17 protein-coding genes are annotated in these 21,323 nt (G+C 34.1%); 11 read left to right on the top strand and 6 right to left on the bottom strand.

Features of this window, described 5'->3' with window-relative positions; translation table 11 throughout:
- Positions 1 to 23: 23 nt before the first annotated feature.
- Positions 24 to 1,538 carry a histidine ammonia-lyase gene (gene hutH, locus ABDW27_RS20420; protein ID WP_343697578.1) on the bottom strand — a complete coding sequence of 505 codons (1,515 nt, stop codon included), beginning with the start codon at positions 1,536 to 1,538 and terminating at the stop codon, positions 24 to 26.
- 643 nt (positions 1,539 to 2,181) lie between these two features.
- On the opposite strand from hutH, the gene thrA reads away from it, so the two are divergent.
- From thrA to ABDW27_RS20385, 7 genes are all read left to right on the top strand, one after another.
- A complete protein-coding gene (gene thrA, locus ABDW27_RS20415; RefSeq protein WP_343697577.1) occupies positions 2,182 to 4,629 on the top strand; it encodes a bifunctional aspartate kinase/homoserine dehydrogenase I in 2,448 nt (815 codons plus the stop codon).
- 149 nt (positions 4,630 to 4,778) lie between these two features.
- Positions 4,779 to 5,699 carry a homoserine kinase gene (locus ABDW27_RS20410; protein ID WP_286967406.1) on the top strand — a complete coding sequence of 307 codons (921 nt, stop codon included), beginning with the start codon at positions 4,779 to 4,781 and terminating at the stop codon, positions 5,697 to 5,699.
- Between the two features lie 291 nt (positions 5,700 to 5,990).
- Positions 5,991 to 7,280 carry a threonine synthase gene (thrC, locus tag ABDW27_RS20405; protein ID WP_343697576.1) on the top strand — a complete coding sequence of 430 codons (1,290 nt, stop codon included), beginning with the start codon at positions 5,991 to 5,993 and terminating at the stop codon, positions 7,278 to 7,280.
- Between the two features lie 253 nt (positions 7,281 to 7,533).
- The gene (locus ABDW27_RS20400) at positions 7,534 to 8,205 is read left to right on the top strand and encodes a hypothetical protein (protein ID WP_343697575.1); all 672 of its coding nucleotides are present in this window, start codon (positions 7,534 to 7,536) and stop codon (positions 8,203 to 8,205) included.
- Positions 8,206 to 8,420: 215 nt separating this feature from the next.
- A complete protein-coding gene (locus tag ABDW27_RS20395) occupies positions 8,421 to 9,287 on the top strand; it encodes a hypothetical protein (RefSeq protein ID WP_343697574.1) in 867 nt (288 codons plus the stop codon).
- Between the two features lie 634 nt (positions 9,288 to 9,921).
- Positions 9,922 to 10,428: a GNAT family N-acetyltransferase gene (locus ABDW27_RS20390; protein WP_343697573.1), complete on the top strand. Its 507-nt coding sequence runs from the start codon at positions 9,922 to 9,924 to the stop codon at positions 10,426 to 10,428.
- Between the two features lie 7 nt (positions 10,429 to 10,435).
- Entirely contained in the window at positions 10,436 to 10,984 is a 549-nt protein-coding gene (locus ABDW27_RS20385) for a HutD family protein (RefSeq protein ID WP_343697572.1), read from the top strand.
- A gap of 150 nt (positions 10,985 to 11,134) precedes the next feature.
- On the opposite strand, the gene ABDW27_RS20380 is transcribed toward ABDW27_RS20385, so the two are convergent.
- Both ABDW27_RS20380 and ABDW27_RS20375 read right to left on the bottom strand, forming a co-directional pair.
- The gene (locus ABDW27_RS20380; protein WP_343695512.1) at positions 11,135 to 12,109 is read right to left on the bottom strand and encodes an integrase core domain-containing protein; all 975 of its coding nucleotides are present in this window, start codon (positions 12,107 to 12,109) and stop codon (positions 11,135 to 11,137) included.
- Positions 12,110 to 12,275: 166 nt separating this feature from the next.
- On the bottom strand, positions 12,276 to 12,848 hold the full coding sequence (locus ABDW27_RS20375) for a Crp/Fnr family transcriptional regulator (protein WP_343697571.1): 573 nt from the start codon (positions 12,846 to 12,848) through the stop codon (positions 12,276 to 12,278).
- A gap of 237 nt (positions 12,849 to 13,085) precedes the next feature.
- Here ABDW27_RS20375 and ABDW27_RS20370 point away from each other — a divergent pair, with 237 nt between their 5' ends.
- Positions 13,086 to 14,198: a pectate lyase gene (locus tag ABDW27_RS20370; protein ID WP_343697570.1), complete on the top strand. Its 1,113-nt coding sequence runs from the start codon at positions 13,086 to 13,088 to the stop codon at positions 14,196 to 14,198.
- A gap of 228 nt (positions 14,199 to 14,426) precedes the next feature.
- On the opposite strand, the gene ABDW27_RS20365 is transcribed toward ABDW27_RS20370, so the two are convergent.
- The 3 genes from ABDW27_RS20365 to ABDW27_RS20355 form a co-directional block, all read right to left on the bottom strand.
- Positions 14,427 to 14,810, bottom strand: a complete 384-nt coding sequence (locus ABDW27_RS20365) for a DUF3037 domain-containing protein (protein ID WP_343697569.1) — start codon at positions 14,808 to 14,810, stop codon at positions 14,427 to 14,429.
- On the bottom strand, positions 14,800 to 15,582 hold the full coding sequence (locus ABDW27_RS20360) for a HipA family kinase (protein ID WP_343697568.1): 783 nt from the start codon (positions 15,580 to 15,582) through the stop codon (positions 14,800 to 14,802). The genes ABDW27_RS20365 and ABDW27_RS20360 overlap by 11 nt, the downstream gene beginning before the upstream one ends.
- 368 nt (positions 15,583 to 15,950) lie before the next feature.
- A complete protein-coding gene (locus tag ABDW27_RS20355; RefSeq protein ID WP_343697567.1) occupies positions 15,951 to 16,805 on the bottom strand; it encodes an NAD(P)H-hydrate dehydratase in 855 nt (284 codons plus the stop codon).
- Between the two features lie 233 nt (positions 16,806 to 17,038).
- Between ABDW27_RS20355 and gcvT the strand changes: the two genes are divergently transcribed.
- The 3 genes from gcvT (at position 17,039) to ABDW27_RS20340 (ending at position 21,318) form a co-directional block, all read left to right on the top strand.
- Complete coding sequence (gene gcvT / locus ABDW27_RS20350) at positions 17,039 to 18,121, top strand: glycine cleavage system aminomethyltransferase GcvT (RefSeq protein ID WP_343697566.1); 1,083 nt, start codon at positions 17,039 to 17,041, stop codon at positions 18,119 to 18,121.
- Positions 18,122 to 18,289: 168 nt separating this feature from the next.
- A complete protein-coding gene (locus tag ABDW27_RS20345; RefSeq protein WP_343697565.1) occupies positions 18,290 to 20,320 on the top strand; it encodes a S41 family peptidase in 2,031 nt (676 codons plus the stop codon).
- A gap of 284 nt (positions 20,321 to 20,604) precedes the next feature.
- Positions 20,605 to 21,318: a YebC/PmpR family DNA-binding transcriptional regulator gene (locus ABDW27_RS20340; protein ID WP_135220250.1), complete on the top strand. Its 714-nt coding sequence runs from the start codon at positions 20,605 to 20,607 to the stop codon at positions 21,316 to 21,318.
- The last annotated feature ends 5 nt before the right edge of the window (positions 21,319 to 21,323 follow it).

Genomic DNA, 21,323 nt, shown 5'->3' with positions numbered 1-21,323 from the left:
TACTTCATTAATATTTTACAATGTTAAGCCATTGTTAACAAATCGTTTTCTATTTGAAAACTATCAAGGAATAAAACTGTGTTTTCTATGTCGTTATGTAAGATTCTGTCTTCTTTTACCAAGGGCACTACTTCTCTGTAACTGCTTAGGAACATTTCGATAAAATCACTTGATTTTAAAGGCTCTCTGTACGCAATTGCCTGAGATGCATTCAATAATTCAATAGCTAAAATACGTTCTAAATTATCTAAAATTCGTAAGGCTTTTGTCGCTCCGTTTGCTCCCATGCTTACGTGATCTTCCTGCCCGTTACTCGAAACAATACTATCGATACTTGCCGGAGTTGCCAATTGTTTGTTCTGACTTGCTATACTTGCCGCCGTATACTGCGGAATCATAAATCCTGAATTTAACCCCGGATTATCAACCAAAAATGCCGGAAGATTTCGTAAACCAGAAATTAACTGATAGGTTCTTCTTTCTGAAATACTTCCTAATTCTGCCAAAGCAATTGCCATAAAATCCAACGCCAACGCTAAAGGCTGTCCGTGGAAATTTCCTCCTGAAATAATCTGATCGGCTTCTATAAATATATTAGGATTATCGGTTACCGAATTGATTTCAGTTTTGAATACTTTCCGAACATAATCAATCGCATCTTTTGAAGCGCCGTGAACCTGCGGCATACAACGGAAAGAATAAGGATCCTGAACATGTTTCTTTTCCTGAGCGATAATTTCGCTTCCTTCTAAGAATTCAGTAATTCTTTGTGCAGTTACAATTTGCCCTTTGTGCGGACGTATATAATGTATCAATTCATTAAATGGTTCGATTCTTCCATCAAAACCTTCCAAAGAAATAGTTCCGATTAAATCTGCCAAGTATGAATATTTATAAGCTTTTATTAAAATATGAGCTCCGTAAGCACTCATAAATTGAGTTCCGTTCAACAGAGCTAAACCTTCTTTTGACTGCAAAACAATTGGTTCCCAGTTAAAATGTTTTAAAACTTCTGCTGAATCTGTTTTCTTTCCTTCAAAAAACACTTTTCCTTCTCCAATTAAAGGTAAAGATAGATGTGCCAAAGGAGCTAAATCTCCAGAAGCTCCAAGTGAACCTTGTGTATAAATAATAGGAAGAATATCATTATTGTAAAAATCTACCAAACGCTCTAAAGTTTTTAACTGAACCCCAGAGTGTCCATAACTTAAAGACTGTATTTTAAGCAAAAGCATCATTTTTACAATCTCAGCAGGAACTTCCTCCCCTGTTCCGCAGGCGTGAGATTTTACTAAGTTTTCCTGAAGTTTAGATAAATTCTCGTTTGAGATTTTAACACTATAAAGTGACCCGAAACCTGTATTAATACCGTAAATAGGAGCTGTATGCGACTCCATTTTTTTATCTAAATAATCACGGCATTTTTGAACATTTACTTTCGCTTCCTCAGACAATTCAAGCTTTTTATCATTTGCTATAATTTCGTGCAGCGTTTCTAAAGTTATAGTTTCAGTACTAATATAATGGATATCCCTCATGATATTTTTAAATTTAAGGTGTCAAAATTCAACAAATCAATATTAAAAAGCAACATTTTATCACAATAATTAAAATTCAGATAACTGCAATTCTTGACTTTTATTTATTTCTCAATCGTTTAATACAGAAAGTTCAGGTAGTTTTCAATTATATTTCCCTTAAAAATCAAACCTTTGCTCTCACAAAATTCAATTTTAAATCAGCTGAAATATATCAAAACAGCAACTTAACATATTTAATTTTAACAAATGCTCAATATTAAAATGTAAGGATTTGAATTATTAAAATATTCGTAAAAAGGCTTTTTGAGTTTTTAACTTTTATAAAAATCTGTACTTTTGAAAAATCAAAAATGAAAAGTAACAGTATAAAATATCAATCTACAATTATTACAACTCAAACAGGAGTTGCAATTGCTGTTACCACAATTTCTACTACAACAACTACTACCCCTTAGGGGTATACATTTTTACATATAATCCGGTTTGTCTGTACTTTTTTCGTAAAAGAAGAAAGGTAATGGATACATGAAAAACATTTACAAAGAAAAAAAGTCGCAGTTTTCAGTTTCAGTTCACAGTTTATAACCTTTGAACCTTAGTTACTCAAAATCTTTGCACCTTATTAAAAAATATCACAAAAATGAAAGTATTAAAATTTGGCGGAACTTCGGTTGCCAATGCTCAAAATATAAAACTCGTTCTCGAAATTGTTAACCAAAAAGCCAAGCAGGATAAAGTAGTAGTTGTAGTTTCTGCACTTAGTAAAGTAACAGATTTATTGCAATCAGCAGCGGCAAAAGCGGCAGCAAACGACGAAGGCTTTAGAGACATCGTTGCCGAAATCGAGAAAAAACATCTTGACACACTTAAAGAATTGATTCCGGTAAGCGAACAAAGCAGTTTGTTAAGTCATGTAAAAAGAATCATTAATCATTTAGAAACTTTATTAGACGGTTGTTTCCTTTTAGGAGAATTATCTCCAAGAACTGCCGATACTATTTTAAGTTTTGGAGAATTACTTTCTTCCTATATTATCGCACAGGCTTTTCAACAAACTGAAAAAGATGCTGTTTACAAAGACAGTCGAGAATTAATTAAAACAAACGCAGATTTCGGAAAAGCGGCTGTTAACTTTGAAATTTCAAATAAATTAATTCAGGAATATTTTGCTTCGAATGATGCAAAAATCAATATTCTTCCTGGGTTTATTGCACAAACTTTAGATGGAATTACTTCTACTTTAGGACGCGGTGGATCTGATTATACTGCAGCAATTATCGCCGGAGCTATCGATGCAGAACAACTGGAAATCTGGACTGACGTAAACGGAATGTTTACTGCAAATCCTAAAATCGTAAAACAAGCACAGCCAATTGCAAACATTTCATATCAGGAAGCGATGGAATTATCGCATTTTGGTGCTAAAGTTTTGTATCCGCCAACAATTCAGCCAGTTTTAAGAAAAAATATTCCAATTTTAATCAAAAATACTTTTGAACCGGAAGCCGAAGGAACTTTAATTTCTGACGTTGTTTTATCAAAAGATACAGTTGTAAAAGGAATCAGCCATATTGATAATATTTCGCTTTTGACTCTTGAAGGACCGGGAATGATTGGTGTTGCGGGCTCATCAAGACGTTTGTTTGAAGTTTTGTCTCAGGAAAAAATCAACGTTATTTTTATTACTCAGGCTTCTTCTGAACACTCTATTTGTATCGGAATTCTAAATTCTGATGCAGACAATGCTGAGGCTGCCATTAATAGAGCTTTTGAAATCGAAATTGCACAAAACAAAATCGATCCTTGTTATGTAGAAAAAGACCTTTGCATTATTGCTTTGGTTGGTGAAAACATGAAAAATCACCAAGGTTTGAGCGGAAGAATGTTCAGCACTTTAGGAAAAAACAACGTAAACATTCGTGCCATTGCGCAAGGTGCTTCTGAAAGAAATATTTCGACTGTAATTAATGAAAGAGACGTCAAAAAAGCACTGAATACTTTACACGAAAACTTCTTTGAAGAAAACACAAAACAGCTGAATTTATTTGTTATGGGAGTTGGAAATGTGGGTGAGAAATTCATCGAACAAATCCACAATCAAAAGAAATTCTTAAAAGATGTTTTAAAAATTAATGTTCGTGTAATCGCTTTATCAAACTCAAGAAAAATGGTATTTGATGAAGACGGAATTTCGTTAAAAGATTGGCAAGCGACTTTAGATAAAGGCGAAGAAGCAATTCCGACAGAATTCATAGCTCGCGCAAAAGAACTGAATTTAAGAAACAGCATTTTTGTTGATATTACGGCAAATGCAGGCGTTTCTGACCTATACGAGAAATTCTTAAAAGAGAGTATTGCGGTTGTAACTTGCAACAAAATTGCATGTTCATCTGCTTACGACAATTATAAAAAACTAAAAAGCTTATCACGTCAATACAATGCTCCGTTTTTGTTTGAAACGAATGTTGGTGCGGGATTGCCAATTATTGATACGGTAAAGAACTTGATTGCTTCTGGAGATAAAGTGCATAAAATTCAAGCGGTTTTATCGGGAAGTTTGAACTTTATTTTCAACAATTTTGATGAGAATAATTCTTTCCACGATGTGGTTAAAGAAGCGGGAGTTCAAGGTTTCACAGAACCAGATCCAAAAATCGACTTAAGCGGTATCGATGTTGCTCGTAAAATCTTAATCCTAATTCGCGAAAGCGGTTACGAAATGGACATTGACGCCATTGCAAACGAATCGTTCCTTCCAGCAGAATGTTTAGCAACAACAAACAATGACGATTTCTTTGCATCGTTAATTAAACATGCATCTCATTTCGAGAACATTTACAAAGAAGCTTTAGCCAAAGATTCAAGATTGAAATACGTTGCGCAATTCGAAAACGGAAAAGCAAGCGTAGGTCTGCAATTCATTCCAAAAGATCATCCTTTCTACAATTTAGAAGGAAAAGATAATATCGTGCTTTTCTATACAGATCGTTACGTAGATCAGCCTTTATTGATCAAAGGCGCCGGAGCCGGAGCCGCGGTTACCGCTTCAGGAATATTTGCAGATGTAATCCGCATAGGAAATATATAAAGGTGCTAAGGTTCTAAGATGCTAAGGTTCTGAGTTTTTCTCAACTAATCTTAGCCTCTTAGATCCTCAAAACCTTAAACCCTTAAAAATAAAAAAGTTGCAAAAGAAACCTTAGAATCTTAGCATCTTAGAACCTCAGAACCTTAAAAATGGAAATTAAACTTTTTTGCCCGGCAACTATCGCCAACCTCTCATGCGGATTTGACGTATTGGGACTTTGCTTAGACAATGCGGGCGACGAAATGATTGTTCGAAAAGTCGATCAAAAAGGAGTTCGAATTACTAAAATTGTCGGTGCCGATTTGCCTTTGGAAACCGAGAAAAACGTTTCTGGAGTTGCAGCTTTGGCCATGTTGGAAACTTTAGACGAATTGGACTTCGGATTTGAAATCGAAATTTATAAAAACATAAAAGCTGGAAGCGGAATCGGAAGCAGTGCTGCAAGTTCTGCCGGAGCGGTTTTCGGAATTAATGAATTATTAGGAAGACCTTATTCTCGTAAAGATTTAGTTCAGTTTGCGATGCAGGGTGAGAAATTAGCCAGCGGAAATGCGCATGCTGACAACGTTGCCCCTGCCCTTTTAGGAGGATTTACTTTGGTAAGAAGTTATGCGCCTTTAGATATTATAAGAATTGACAGTCCAGAGGAATTGTACGCAACGGTTGTTCACCCGCAAATTGAATTAAAAACTTCTGACGCACGTTCGGTTTTAAAACAAAATGTTTCCCTAAAAAGTGCCATTATGCAATGGGGAAATGTAGGCGGATTGGTTGCAGGTCTTTACACTAAAGATTACGAATTAATCGGAAGATCGCTTCATGATGAAATCGTGGAGCCTTTAAGAAGTGTTTTAATTCCGGGATTCGATCAAATCAAACAAACCGCTTACGAAAATGGCGCTTTAGGATCTGGAATTTCAGGTTCTGGTCCATCAATTTTCGCCTTAAGCAGAGGAAAAGAAACCGCTGAAAAAATCGCAAAAGCCATGAGCGACGTTTACGAAAAAATGAATTTACCGTATGAAATTCACGTCTCGAAAATCAACCCTGATGGAGTTAGGATTTTGTAAAAAGTGAAATGTATTAAATAAAAAAGCATTAAGACAAAGTTTTGTCAGGCTGAGCGAAGTCGAAGCCCACGCAAAGTAAAACACATTCAGTTTGTCATTTCGACGGAGGAGAAATCTGCGCAAGTAACTCCGCAATGAGAGTCAAATCTTTGTCGAGCTTCTTGCGCAGATTTCTCCTCCGTCGAAATGACAAGAAAACGGAATAATTATTATTGAAACTTAGAATTTAAAAGTTTGAAATTGACATTTCAAAAAATCTAAAATCTAAAGTCTAAAATCTAAAATATCACAATGAAATATTACAGTTTAAACCATAATGCCCCAAAAGTTTCTTTTCAGGAAGCTGTTATACAAGGATTAGCAACTGACAAAGGATTATATTTCCCAGAAAGCATCACACCGCTTGATCCTTCTTTTTTTGATAAAATCGAAAGCTTAAGCCACGAAGAAATTGCCTTTGAAGCCATAAAACAATTTGTTGGCGACGAAATCCCGGCAGAAAAACTAAAAGAAATCATTGCCGAAACTTTAGTTTTTGATTTTCCTGTTGTGAAAGTCGAAAACGGAATCTATTCGTTAGAATTATTTCACGGTCCAACAATGGCGTTTAAAGACGTTGGAGCACGTTTTATGTCGCGTTGTTTGGGTTATTTCAATAAAGACAAAAAAGACGCTAAAAACACCGTTTTAGTAGCGACTTCTGGAGATACAGGCGGTGCTGTTGCCAGCGGATTTTTAGGCGTTGACGGCGTTGATGTTGTTATTTTATATCCGTCAGGAAAAGTGAGCGATATTCAGGAAAAACAATTGACAACTTTAGGGCAAAACATTAAAGCACTAGAAGTTGACGGTGTTTTTGACGATTGTCAGGATATGGTGAAAAAAGCGTTTTTAGATGAAACTTTGGCGCATAAAAATCTGACTTCTGCAAATTCTATTAATATTGCGCGCTGGTTACCACAAATGTTTTATTTCTTCTTTGCTTACAAAGCCTTGAAAAGCCAAAACAAACCTTTGGTTTTCTCTTGCCCAAGCGGAAATTTCGGAAACATCTGCGCCGGAATTATGGCAAAGAAATTAGGTTTGCCAATTGAACATTTCGTTGCTTCTACCAACGTAAACGATACGGTGCCAAGATTCTTAGAAAACGGAAAATATGACCCGAAACCTTCTAAAGCCACAATCTCTAACGCCATGGACGTTGGAAACCCAAGCAACTTTATCAGGATTCAGGAATTGTACAACAACGACTTAAAAGCTTTCGAAAAAGACTTTTCTTCTTATAGTTATACTGACGAAGAAACATTAGTTGCTCTAAAAAATATTTATAACGCAGACGGTTATATCGCAGAACCGCACGGCGCTGTTGGTTATTTAGGTTTGAAAAAAGAACTAGAGAAACACCCTAACGCCATTGGTATTTTCTTAGAAACAGCGCATCCTATTAAATTCTTAGATGTTGTTGAGCCTGCTTTGGGAATTACGCTTCCTATTCCTGCTCAAATTAAGAGTGTTATTAATGAGGAGAAAGTTAGTATGAAGATTGGGAGTTATGAGGAGTTGAAGGCTTTCTTAGGGTAATATCTTTATATTTTGATATACTAAACGACTGAAATAAATTTCAGTCGTTTTTTTTAGTTAATTAATATAAATTAATATTTTTTAGATTTATTACTTCTATTAAGTTTAAAAATCTCTTAAGAAAAAAACATATATTTGAAAGTATAGAAAAACGAATTAAACCTTCGATTATCTACCCTAATTTAAGTGTACATGCGAAGGTTTGTTTCGCATATATAAGTTAGCAGAGATTTTGAGAAAAATCGTAGAAAAAATGAAATACATAATATTGTTTTTAATAATTTTTATCTCTTGTGATAATCCGAGAAAAAATAAAAATATGATTCCTGAAAAAAAGATTTCTAAAGAAAATGTTCTTCAAGATATTTCCATTTTAAGAAAATGCGGTTTTTTTGAAGATTTAAAGAAACTTAATGATAAAGAAGTATTTGAACAATTACACTCAAATCGAATCGACCACTACTCCAAAATATTTGAGAAAAAATACGATCCAGGAATGGAATTAGACGAATTTGACTTAGCTTGTCTTGATGAACGTAAAATGATTTATTTAGATTTAGAAGCCGATGTTAGCGCTGAAAACAATGCTTATATAAACGTAATCAAAATGTTTTCAAATCTATCAAATGGTTCCTTCAAACCTCAAGATATTACTGAAAAATGGCAAAGCCCTACTGGACCAATTACAATAGAATTTAAACTGGAAAATGAAATTATAAGGTTTAATCCTAAATATTCTGACGATTGGTTAGACTCAAAAGTATTTGAAATTTGTCAAGAAAAAATAAAGGCAAAGAAAACGAGAATTGTTGAATGTCTTGGCGAAAGTGAACATGGATACGGCCAAAATATTGCTTTTATGAGAATAACCGAAACTGAACAAAAAATTTTAAAAGATAATTACAAATATAAGTTTCGCGAATAAAAACCTCTGCTAACAGCCGTTACACGAGATTGGGACATTAGGCTAAATTTAAAGATAGTTTTGTACTTGTAAAATTTGTACATAATCTAAAAAAAATATCCCCCTGCGAGAGCGTCTCGTTTGTGAACAAAAGAAATTCAAAACCAATTGGAACCCTCACGAGCAGGACACTTGCGCTAGCGAAGGAAAAACAAGAAAAAGAAACGAATAATTGAATGACAAAAGATCCAAAATATTATTTATTAAAAAAGAATCTTTTCCTATTAGGGTTATTGATATTGGTATTAAATGACTTCTATCTTAAATATGCTTTTTCAAATTTTATAACGGGTAAATTATCCGACTTTGCAGGTCTTTTTATTTTTCCTTACTTCATTTCTATTTTTTTCGAAAAAAATGCGAACAAAATTTATCTTCTAATTTCAGTAATTTTTACTTTATGGAAATTTGAAATATCGCAACCATTTATTGAGTGGATTTCGAATTTTACAAATTTAGCTTTTTACAGAACTGTCGATTTAACTGACTTAGTTGCATTAGTAATTCTGCCATTTTCCTATCTTTATTTCAAAAGAAAAGTAACAGAAATAGAAGAAAAAACAAATACTATTTTTAATTCTGTTATTGGAATTTTGTCTCTGTTAATTTTTGTAGCAGATTCAAATCCTAGACAATCTATTAAGCTAAAAAATGTCTCAAATAAAGAATATAAAATTCCTTTAAATAAAGATTCAATATTTCAACAATCCGATTTTAGAGGTCAATATGACAGAAACAGGGACGATAGTTTATTTACATTTTGTTTTCAAATACCAGAATATAATGCACAAGTTACCGCAGTAACAACAATTCTAAAGACAAGCGACAATATTATGACGATTAAACTTGACACTATAACAGAAATTGAAGTCTATGGTAAATTATTTATTGGAATTAAACAAAGTGATATTAATAATTGTAAAAAATTTAAGTCTGAAGATTTGGAAAAATACTTTCAATTAAATTGCATTAATCATTTAACTTCAATCAAGAAATCAATAGATAGACCATATTATGTTTACTATTCAAATGATTATAAATAAAGAATGATTAATACTGATAAAGGCTATACACATACTAGTGCGAGCGTTCCGTTTGTGAACACAAAAATTCAAATACCATTTGAAGAGTTTACAAGCGAAACGCTCACACTAGCAATTGTTTTTCAATGATTTATATATTTTTAAAATTAAAAAAACAATATTAAAACATGAGTACAATATACAATTTTGAAAAAATTGAAATCATTAAAAGTCTAATAAGAATCTCTTCCTGGTTTTTAATTTTAATATTGTTGTTTGCTATAATTTTCACTTCACTTTCTACTGGATTTGAAAGTTATTCTATTAATTATTGTATAGTCTTTCTATCTATTTTTACATTGTTTTTCAATGCTCTAATTTTATCCGTAATTTCTATTTTGTATAAATTAAAGAAAGAAAAAATACTTTACAACATTAAAAAAGAGTCAATCTTATTTCTGGCTTCTATCGCTAGTCTGATGCTTTTAAGTTTTATAATACATTTAAAATTACTAAAATAATTATTTTGTTTTATTATTATTTGATTAATCAAAAACAAAAAACTGCTAAACAATAATTTCAGCTAAAGCCATTCCTTATATTTTCTAATGTACTTTTACACCTCACATTTTACATCTCACATTTTACAAAATATATGATTACACAAGCAACTCTACAAGACATTCCCGCATTAACAACCTTAATAAATTCAGCATACAGAGGCGAAACCTCAAAAAAAGGCTGGACAACCGAAGCGCATTTACTAGAAGGAAAAAGAACCGACGAGCCCGAAATGACCGAAATCTTTTTGGATCCAAAAAATACTATTCTGAAATTTACTGAGAATGATAAAATCATCGGTTCGGTTTTATTGGTCGAAAAAGGACATCAATTGTATTTAGGAATGCTAACCGTTTCGCCAGAACTTCAAAACGGCGGAATCGGGAAAAAGCTTTTGGCTGAAGCCGAAAATCAGGCTAAATCTTTAGGATTATCAAGCATTATTATGACGGTTATTTCAGTTCGCGAAGAGCTTGTGGCCTGGTACAAACGTCACGGTTATGTCGATACCGGAAAACGTGAAGCTTTTCCTGAAAGCGAAATTCATACTACAGTTTCTGCAGTTCCTTTGGAGTTTATTTATTTGGAGAAAAAGATTTAATTAAAAAATGAACATAACCCTTTTCTCTAAAAAAGACACTAAACCCTCTATTTGGAGCGGCGGATTGACATACGAATATATGATCTATCCCAAAACAGCAAATTATTCTGATAGAGATTTTGGATTCAGAATAAGTAGTGCTACAATAGAGCAAACGCCTTCAGAGTTTACCAAATTTAAGGGCTATCACCGATATTTGGTTATGCTGGATAACGATTTACAGATTGAGGTAAACAAAGAAAAAAAGATATACGGGAAATATGAAATCATGGAATTTGATTCGGATGATGAGGTAACTTCTTTCACAAAAGGCACTGATTTTAATTGGATGGTTTCTGAAAAAATATCCCATCATAAACTAGAAATAGCAAATAATAATCAGAATTGTAATGCTGAAATAGCGATTGTATTTTCTTTAGATACAACAGTTATTACCATTAATGAAAAACCATACCGTTTAGAAACCAATGATTTATTGGTTATTGAAAATGAGAAAAAGGAAAATTTAATGCTTCATTTTTCTACTGAATGCCTGTTTGGGATATTGGATTTTTAATTCTAATTGTATGATAAAGAAAGCCAAAGTTTCCATACAGTTTGTCATTTCGACGAAGGAGAAATCTGCGCAAGAAGCTCGACAAAGATCAGACTTTCATTGCGGAGTTACTTGTGCAGATTTCTCCTTCGTCGAAATTGTAAAAGTCACTTATTTCGGTAACGGATTTATCATTTCGATTGGCTTTTTTCCATCAATTCCCTGATGTGGCCTTTCGTGATTATAGTAATATAAATATTGTAATAATTCTTCTTTTAGTTCTTCCAAAGAATCAAAATCAGTTTCTCTGAGCAGATCATCTTCAAGAGTTCGCCAGAAGCGTTCGACCTTCCCGTTTGTCTGTGGTCTATAAGGTTTTGTATGTCTGTGAACAATTCCCAATTCCATAAGCATTCTCTCAAAAGGATGGTTATATTTCTGCTGGCTGGTTTTGATTCCAAATTCAGGTCCATTGTCAGATAAAATCTCTTCAAATTTTATCTCATAATGATCGCTTAAGATGTTTAAGCATTTTAATGACGCAAACATAACCGTTAAACTAGTGATGTCTGGGATTAATTCTGCCCAGGCAATCCGGCTGTAGTCGTCAATTATACATACTAAGTACAATTTTCGATTTTCTCCTTTTATGATGCTTTTGCTTAAGTGATGACAATCAATATGACCAAGCTGTCCCATTCTTTCCTTGATTATTTTTTGATGATTCTTTTTAATCTTCGGAGTTAACCTGTTTATTTTATTACGCTTTAAAATATTATAAACTCCTGAATATGAAGGTGTGTTTTTTCCTAATTTTGGCTTTAAGATACTAACAATTTCATATTTGTTGTTTCCTTTTTCCCTTAATTCAATTACTTTTCGTTCTATAAATGGCAGAGGACGTCTTGTCTTGTATTTTGGACCACGCTTCTGAGGAAGCAGATCCAAAGACTTACCGCTCTGCTTATAACGGTTATAATACTTTAAGAAGCTTTTTCTGCAGGTGTCATTTGCCTTGTAAAAATCCATCGCCTTTTTATGCAACGGATGAGTCTTGTTTTTTACTTGCTCATATTCTTTTATTAAAAAACGATACTTCTCTAAATAGTTTCTCTCTAATGTTGAATCCTGACTGTTATTTCTCATCGCAACAAAATTTATTAAAGGTAAATTTTGTTACCGAAATATCTAACCTTTACAGAAATGACAAGATTGGGGATAAAAAATCATTTTAATCCTTTTAATCTGTGGCTAAAAATCTCATGTTAGACGCACTGCAGTGCATCTCTATGAAAAAATGGAACCTTTGAACCTAAGAAACTTTTCTCTTAATCTTTGATAAAAACTCATGCGAAACTCCTAAATAAGAAGAAAGATTCTTATTATTTATGGTTTGAACTTTTTGCGGATAACGTTCTATAAAATCAAGATAACGCTGTTTGGAGGTTTTGTTTAAAACATCTAAAAGTCTTTGCTGAATGGCAACATTCGCACGTTCGATCATTAGAACATGAAACTGCATAATCTTAGGCACTTCTTCAAATAACTGTGCTTTTTTGATTTTACTGATGACTAAAATTTCACTGTCTTCAATAGCTTTAATGTTGTAAGTTGTTGGTTTTTGATGATAGAAACTTTCCAGATCACACATCCATTCATTTTCGAACGAAAAGAAAATTACGGTTTCAGTTCCGTTTTCGTTTAAGATATAAGTTTTAAACGAACCTTTTAAAATAAATCCCTCATAGCTGTTATGAGAATCCTGAATTTGCAGAAATTGATTTTTTTTAAGTTTGATCAATTCGGCCTTTGAAACAATAATGTCCCATTCTTCATCTGTAAGCGGAATTTTTCGCTCAATGTTTTTTCGTAGTAGGTTGTACATTTTGTGGTTTTGTTTAAGTATAAGTGGTTTTGTCAATTCATTATTTATTAGGGGTTTAAACAATGTAATCGATTACGTAAAAGTACGTTATTTATCCATTTTTGTAAATCTACAACTGTTAAAAATAGGCTTTTCGTAGAAATATTTTTAAAAGTTTGAACTTGTTCAACTTTTTTCGCCTCAATTATAAGCAGATTTGTACTGTTAAATTTTACAAAAACCAAACTTAATCAAACAATGAAAATTAAAACAACAATCGCAGTGTTTATTACAACACTATTTCTTGGTTTTACAGCCTGTAATACTGAAGAAATCTCATCTGCATCAAATGAAAACACAGCAATCGAAACTCCGGCAGAAACAAGCTCAGGAAACACAACAGCTAAAATTGGAAATTGTTCTGAGGTTCCCGGCTGGGCATCTCAAAACGGAAGCACAACCGGCGGCGGTTCATCTGCTGAAACAACTGTTACGACTTATGCGCAATTAAAATCGGCTATTGAGAGCAGTTCTGTTAAAGTCATCAAAGTTTCGGGAACTATTACGGTTACAACCAGATTGTCATTTCAGGATCAAACCGGAAAAACGATTTATGGTACAAGCGGAGCAAAATTGGTTTCGACTAATCAAACGAAAGATGCTTCCGGAATTATCAACATTAAAAGATGTAAAAACATCATTATTAGAAATCTGATTTTTGAAGGTCCAGGCGCTTATGATACCGACGGCTGGGACAATGCTATTCTGGACGAATGCACCAATGTTTGGGTCGATCACTGTGAGTTTAGAGATGGTGTTGACGGAAACTTCGACATCAAAAACAAATCAGATTATATTACGGTTTCGTATACAAAGTTCGGTTATTTAAAAACGCCAAAACCAGGAGGATCAGGCGGAACTGACGATCATAGATTTTCAAACCTAATTGGTTCAAGCGACGGCGCAACGGGCGACCGCGGTAAATTAAGAATCACTTTTGCAAGATGCTGGTGGTCTCCGGGATGTAAAGAAAGAATGCCAAGAGTTCGTTTTGGAAAAGTGCATTTAGTTAACAACTTCTACAATAGTACGGTTAGCAATAAATGTATTGCGGCTGGTTTTGAAGCCGATCTTCGTGTTGAAAGCAACGTTTTTGAAGGCGTAAAAACACCGATTGAATTGATGAGCGGTTATACTGCCGTTACAGCAACAGATAATGTTTTTACCAATACAACAGGAAATCAGGCGGGAAGCGGCACAGCATTTACTCCACCCTACTCTATTGTAAAATTGAGTAAAACAGCAGTTAAAGCTGATATTACAGCCAATGCCGGAGCTACTCTGGGCGGTAATATCTGCGGTTCATTTTAAAATATGAGTTAGTTTTTAGTGCGAAACCACGGATTACAGTGATGTAATTCGTGGTTTTTTATTTAACCGCAAAGACATCATAATAATAACGCAAAGATTGTAGAGACGCACTGCTGTGCGTCTTCGTTCCAATTGTCTATTCTGTGTGTTAGACGCACAGCAGTGCGTCTCTACGGAAAAACCCTCTGAACCTTTGTCACTTTGCCTCTCTGAACCTTTGTCACTCTTTTAAAGCACCAACTCCTCAAACAAACGCTGAATTGTTTTCTCTAAATCCTGACATAACCCAGGATGAGGTCTTGAAGTTTGAATGGCAGAACTTCTAATGGCTGTTAACCATCGAAAACGTTCTGGTATTTCAAATTCGGCAATTGGACCACCGTCTTTTGCTCCGTTGGCAATTTTTACCAAAGAAGTCAGATTACATTCTAATTGTTCGATGTCGAAATCATTAGACAGTGCCTGAATTTTTTCTTTATTCAGATGAAAAAGAACCTTTATAAACCTGGCTTTTTTGCAAAACAAAATGATTCCGATATTCAGAAATTCTTCGCGCTCTACCCTTGGCACAACGCGAATCACAGCATATTCGTATAAGTGATTATCTTGCATTTTGCGCCTGATTTACAAATATTTCTGAATTCTCTAATCTTGTTTTTAAAAACTGCAAGTAGACATTTCGTAAGCCTTCAGGCGTTTCGTCTGCATCTTCCCATTGCAGCCAATCTTCCGGAATCGTATTTACAATTTCTTCTAAAATTTCCGGAGTTAAAATCGCTTTAAACTCAGCATCTACTTCTTTTAAAAGTGAAGCCTGAGGCAATAAAACGTGATCTTTTATCAACGCAAACGGACTTTTAGCATGCTGCTCCCAGTTATTCCATGAATGATGAAAATACAAACAAGCGCCATGATCAATAAGCCATAATTCTTTATGCCAGATCAGCATATTGGTATTTTTGAAAGTTCTATCGACGTTTGTAATATAAGCATCCAGCCAAACGATTTGTGAAGCTAATTTAGCGTCAACAGTTGTTACCGCAGGATCAAAAGTAATAGCACCAGATAAAAAATGTAACGCTAGATTTAATCCCTGACTTCCTTGCAGTAAATCCTGAATTTCTTCGTCGGCTTCGGTTCTTCCGAAAGCTTCGTCGAGATTAGCGAATACTAATTCTGGTAATTGCAGTTTTAAGGCTTTTGCGATTTGTCCGCCAACTAATTCGGCGATTAAGGCTTTTACGCCGTGTCCGGCACCTCTAAATTTTAATACGTATTTAAAGTCGTCATCGGCTTCTGCTAAAGCGGGTAAAGATCCGCCTTCTCGCAGCGGCGTTATATAACGCATGACGTTTACCGTTCTGAGATCGAAGTTGTTTTTCATAAATACAAACTTACGATTTTTGATTTTAGATTTTAGAGGGTAGATTTTAGATTTTTTTCTGGGTGTTTTTTGTGACGCAAAGTTCGCAAAGGTTTTTCGCAAAGAGCGCTAAGTTTTTTTAAGGTTGCTTTGCTTTTTTAAGATCGCAAAGATTCTTATTGCAGAGTATAATACACTTAGCTTGTCACCCTGAGCGAAGTCGAAGGGGCGCAAGTAACTCGCCAAAGAAATTAACTTTGAGAAATAGCTTTGCATTCCTTCGACTTCGCTCAGGATGACAAAAAGAATAACAACCTCTGCGATCTTAAAAAGCAAAGCAAACCCAAAAAAACTTAGTGCCCTTTGCGTAAACCTCCGCGAACTTTGCGTTACAATAAATCTTTTAAACTCAAAAAAGCTTTTCCTAAGTTTTTAATAATATCCGAGGCTATAAAAGATTCGTAACCTGTTTTTGGTAAGGCAATATCTGCTGTTAATCCGTGGATGTAAACCCCGAATTTTGAGGCGTATTTTGGTTCATAGCCTTGCGCTAAAAGACTTGTGAGGATTCCGGTTAAGGTGTCGCCGCTTCCTGCTGTTGCCAGAGCCGCATTTCCAGTTGTGTTTTCGTAGACAGAAGTTCTGTTTATAATAAATGTTGGAGCGCCTTTCATGACCACAATGACTTTGTATTTTTCTGAAAAAGTAATTGTTTTTTGAAATTTTTCGGATTCAGAGTTCCATTTGCCTATTAAGCGTTCTAATTCTTTTGGATGAGGTGTCAGGATTGTGTCTTCGGGAACTAATTCGAGCCACGAAATGTTTTCGGAAATAATATTTAAAGCATCGGCATCAAGAACTAAAGGTGCTTTATTGACTCTTAAAAACTCAAATAATGCTTTTTGCGTTCCGAGCTCCTTTCCTATTCCCGGGCCAATTCCGATGGCTTGCGGAATCAGGGGCAAATGTATGTTGGTAATAAAATTGGTATTTTCGTCTGTAACGGTCATGACTTCCGGAATCGAAATTTGAAGGATTTGATAACCGCATTTGGGTATAAAAGTCGTTACGAGTCCACAGCCTGATTTTAAACAGGCTTTTGAAGCCAAAACCGCTGCACCAACTTTTCCGTAACTTCCGGCGATAATCACAGCGTGGCCTTGTGTTCCTTTATGTGCTTTTGGATTTACGGGTTTGTAAATCTTTAAAATTTCTTCTTTTGTGATTAAATACGGAGACTTCATCTGGCTTCTTTTATAAATTAAAGTTACAAAAAAATTAAAAACACGAATATCTCTTTAGAACGGTCAGCCCTAGCCCTGATAGCAGCGACATCCTTTTTGTTTTTTCTTTAAAAACAAAAAGATATAGCGGATAGCAGGAAATAGCTCCTAAATATTGCGAAATTTATAATTTAAGGCATTTAAATTCGATATTTTTTGAATAGATTTGCAAAACAATTTTATAAAACAACACAATGAAAAATACTGCGCTTACGCACATACATGAAGGTTTAGGAGCAAAAATCCTTCCTTTTGCTGGTTATAACATGCCTATTACATACGAAGGTGTTAATGCTGAACATGAAACAGTTCGTAATGGTGTGGGAGTTTTTGACGTTTCGCATATGGGTGAATTTTTGTTGACTGGGCCAAATGCATTGGCTTTGATTCAAAAAGTGACTTCAAATGATGCTTCGACTTTGACAATTGGAAGAGCGCAATATTCTTGTCTCCCTAATAATGAAGGCGGAATTGTTGATGATTTGATTATTTATAAAATGAAAGAAGAGCAGTATTTACTGGTTGTAAATGCTTCTAATATTGATAAAGACTGGAACTGGATTTCTTCTCACAATGATTTGGGTGTTGAAATGAAAAACCTTTCTGATGATTATTCTCTTCTGGCAATTCAGGGACCAAAAGCGGTTGAGGCTATGCAGTCTTTAACTTCTGTAGATTTGTCTGCTATTACATATTACCATTTTGAAGTGGGCGATTTTGCCGGAATTGAGCACGTAATTATTTCTGCTACAGGTTATACAGGTTCTGGAGGATTTGAAATTTACTGTAAAAATGAGGAAGTAGAACAAATCTGGAATAAAGTTTTTGAAGCTGGTGCTTCTTTTGGCATTAAACCTATTGGTCTTGCTGCCCGCGATACTTTACGTCTTGAAATGGGATTCTGTTTATATGGAAATGACATTAACGATACGACTTCTCCGCTTGAAGCAGGTTTAGGATGGATTACAAAATTTACTAAGGATTTTACTAATTCTGAGGCTCTTAAAAAACAAAAAGAAGCGGGTGTTACCAGAAAACTGGTTGCTTTTGAAATGCAGGAACGTGCCGTGCCAAGACATGATTATGAAATTGTGGATGGCGAAGGAAATGTTATTGGTATTGTAACTTCTGGAACTATGTCGCCTTCTATGAATAAAGGAATTGGTTTGGGTTACGTTACCGTTGCTAACAGTGCTGTTGACAGCAATATTTTTATTAGAATTAGAAAAAATGATGTTCCTGCAAAAGTGGTAAAACTGCCTTTTTACAAGAAATAATTTAACTCTCTATAATTTACAAAATGCATTGCGATCTAAAATTGTAATGCATTTTTTTATGCCATAAACTCAAAATTTTCTTATTTTTTATGTAAGATTTTTATAGAAAAATATAAACCCATTTCAAAAAATTAGCGTAACTTTAATATAACTGATGACATAATACCTATGAACAAATTCTTGTTGCTGTTTTTATTGTTTTCTACTTCACTATTTAGTCAAAATAGCGCCGAGACATGCGAAATACTCAACAAAATAAATGCAGTAATCCAAACTGAACATTTACGTCCAAAACCGGTTGACGATAGTTTGTCAGTTTATGTTTTTGATAACTTAATAAATGAGTTAGATCCGTCGAGAAACATCTTTTTTAAAAGCGAATATGATGAAATGGCATCAAAATATCGTTTGAATATAGATGATATGATTCTTGAAAATGATTGTAGCTTTTTAACCGATATTACAGCAAAATATATAAATGCTTTGATTAGAACTAAAGAAGTTCTTGAAAAAATTCAAACTACTGCCTTTGATTATACTAAAAAAGACACCATTCGGTTTTATAAAAAGTCTTTTCCTTTTTATTTAAAAAAAGAAGATCTTGAAAAAGTGTGGCGAAAAAAACTTCGTTATCAAATTCTGGATGATATTGCAGATGTGAGCGACAATCTGGATTCTATAAAAGCAAATTTTAATTCGATCGAAGCCAAATCACGAAAATTGATTTTATCAAATGAAATATGTCGTTTTAGTACACTTCTAGAAACCAAATCGAAACAGGACGAAAATCTGTATAATTTTTTCTGCACTTATTTTGATCCGCATACGGCTTATTTTAGTGATGATTCTAAAAGCAGCTTTGTTGCTTCGTTGTCAAAAGAACATTTGTCTCTGGGAATGACGGTGAATCTTAACGAAAAAAACGAAATCATTGTTCATGAAATTGACCCAAACGGCCCGGCGTATCAAACCGGACAAATAAAAAAAGGCGATCAGATTATTTCGGTTTCGAATCATAAAGAAACACTTCAGGTTTCCTGTGCTTCATTAGAATCTATTTCGACTATGATTTTATCCGAAGCGAATAAAAGCCTGACTCTTACGCTAAAAAGAAATTCGGGTAAAAACTTTGATGTTTATATCGAAAAGCAAGTCATGAAAGACGAAGAAAATTCGGTTTTCAGCTTTATAATTGGTAAAGAAAGTAAAATTGGATACGTAAAAATTCCTAGTTTTTATGCCGATTTAGACGGAAACAGCCGTAAAGGGTGCGCTGATGACGTAGCGCGAGAAGTTATTAAACTTGAAAGAGATAATATAAAAGGTCTCGTTATTGATCTGATTGACAACGGCGGAGGTTCGATGGAAGAAGCTATAAAACTAGCCGGAATGTTTGTTGATTATGGGCCAATTTCTATTGTTGTAGATCATACTAAAGAAAAATCGATTATAAACGATCCGTATAGAGGAATGATTTACAAAGGTCCGATTGTAATTTTGGTAAACAGCAACACGGCTTCTGCAAGTGAATTTTTCTCTTCGATTATGCAGGATTACAACCGTGCTCTTTTATTAGGCAGCAGCACACTTGGAAAAGCGACCATGCAGACGATTCTTTCGCTTGATGAAACTAAAAATACTGATTTTCTTAAAGTTACAATAAATAAATTTTACAGAGTTACCGGAAAAAGTCATCAATTTATTGGCGTTACGCCAGATGTAATTCTTCCTGAATTTTACGAAGATATTTATCAAAAAGAAAGTGATTTTCCGACTGCAATGAAAAACGACAGTATAGAATCGTTTTTAAAATACAGACCTTATGTAAAACGAAGCCTGATAGATAAATTGGCTAAAAACAGTTCACTGCGCTTAGCAGACAATTATTATTTTAATGATATTAAAAAGATTAATTTAAAAATTGATCAGATTGTAAATTCTCCTAAGTCAGAAATTCCGATGACACTGGAGGCTGTCTTTAAACAGAAAAAAATCGTAAATACTTTATGGACAGAAATCAATACTTTCAATGACGAAAATAATCCATTGGATGTTTACAATTCTTCTGTGAATCAATTTTTATTAGGTTCATATCCAAATGATAAAACCATAAACCAATATCAAATGGATAATTTAAAAACAAATCCGTACCTAAATGAAGCTGTAAATATTATAAACGACTTTAATGGTTCGAAATAGTATTTGTTTCAGATTCTCGATTTAACCGCAAAGTGCGCAAAAGTTTACGCAAAGCACGCAAAGAAATTTCTCAGTTAAGGTATTATAAATATAAAAAAGTTCGCAAAGTTATATTAAGGATAAAGCTTTGCGAACTTTACGTTTATAAACACAACCTCAAATAAAAACTTAGCGTGCTTTGCGGTTAAATCTGAAACCTTAAACTTGAAACAAAAAAGAGCCATTTTGTTTTTGGAAAAATAAGGAATAACCGTATTTTTGCATCACAAAACTAAAAATTAGAAATGGGAAGAGCGTTCGAATTTAGAAAAGGAAGAAAAATGAAACGTTGGTCTGCAATGGCCAAAACATTTACCCGAATTGGTAAAGATATCGTTATGGCTGTTAAAGAAGGCGGTCCTAACCCAGATGCCAATTCTAGATTAAGAGCCGTTATACAAAACGCTAAAGCGGCCAACATGCCAAAAGATAATGTTGAGCGTGCTATAAAAAATGCCAGCAATAAAGATACAGCCAACTATAAAGAGATTTTGTTTGAAGGATATGCTCCTCACGGAATTGCAATTTTAATTGAAACTGCATCTGATAACAATAACAGAACTGTAGCTAATATCCGCAGTTATTTTAACAAATGCAACGGAACAATGGGAACTCAGGGTTCTGTTGAATTTATGTTTGACCATACTTGTAATTTTAGAATTGCTAAAGAAGGTATTGATGCCGAAGAACTTGAACTAGAATTAATCGATTTTGGTGCCGAAGAAGTTTTTGAAGATGAAGACGGAATCTTAATCTACGCTCCTTTTGGCAGTTTTGGTGCTCTTCAAAAAGAATTAGAAAACAGAGGACTTGAAATTTTATCTTCTGGTTTTGAAAGAATTCCACAAATTACAAAAGAATTAACAGAGGCTCAAATCGCTGACGTTGAAAAATTAATCGAAAAAATTGAAGAAGATGATGACGTTATGAACGTTTATCATACAATGAAAGAAGAATAATATTT

It is taken from the genome of Flavobacterium sp., assembly GCF_039595935.1.
GTDB lineage: Bacteria > Bacteroidota > Bacteroidia > Flavobacteriales > Flavobacteriaceae > Flavobacterium.
This window is presented reverse-complemented; position numbering and strand designations above follow the sequence as displayed.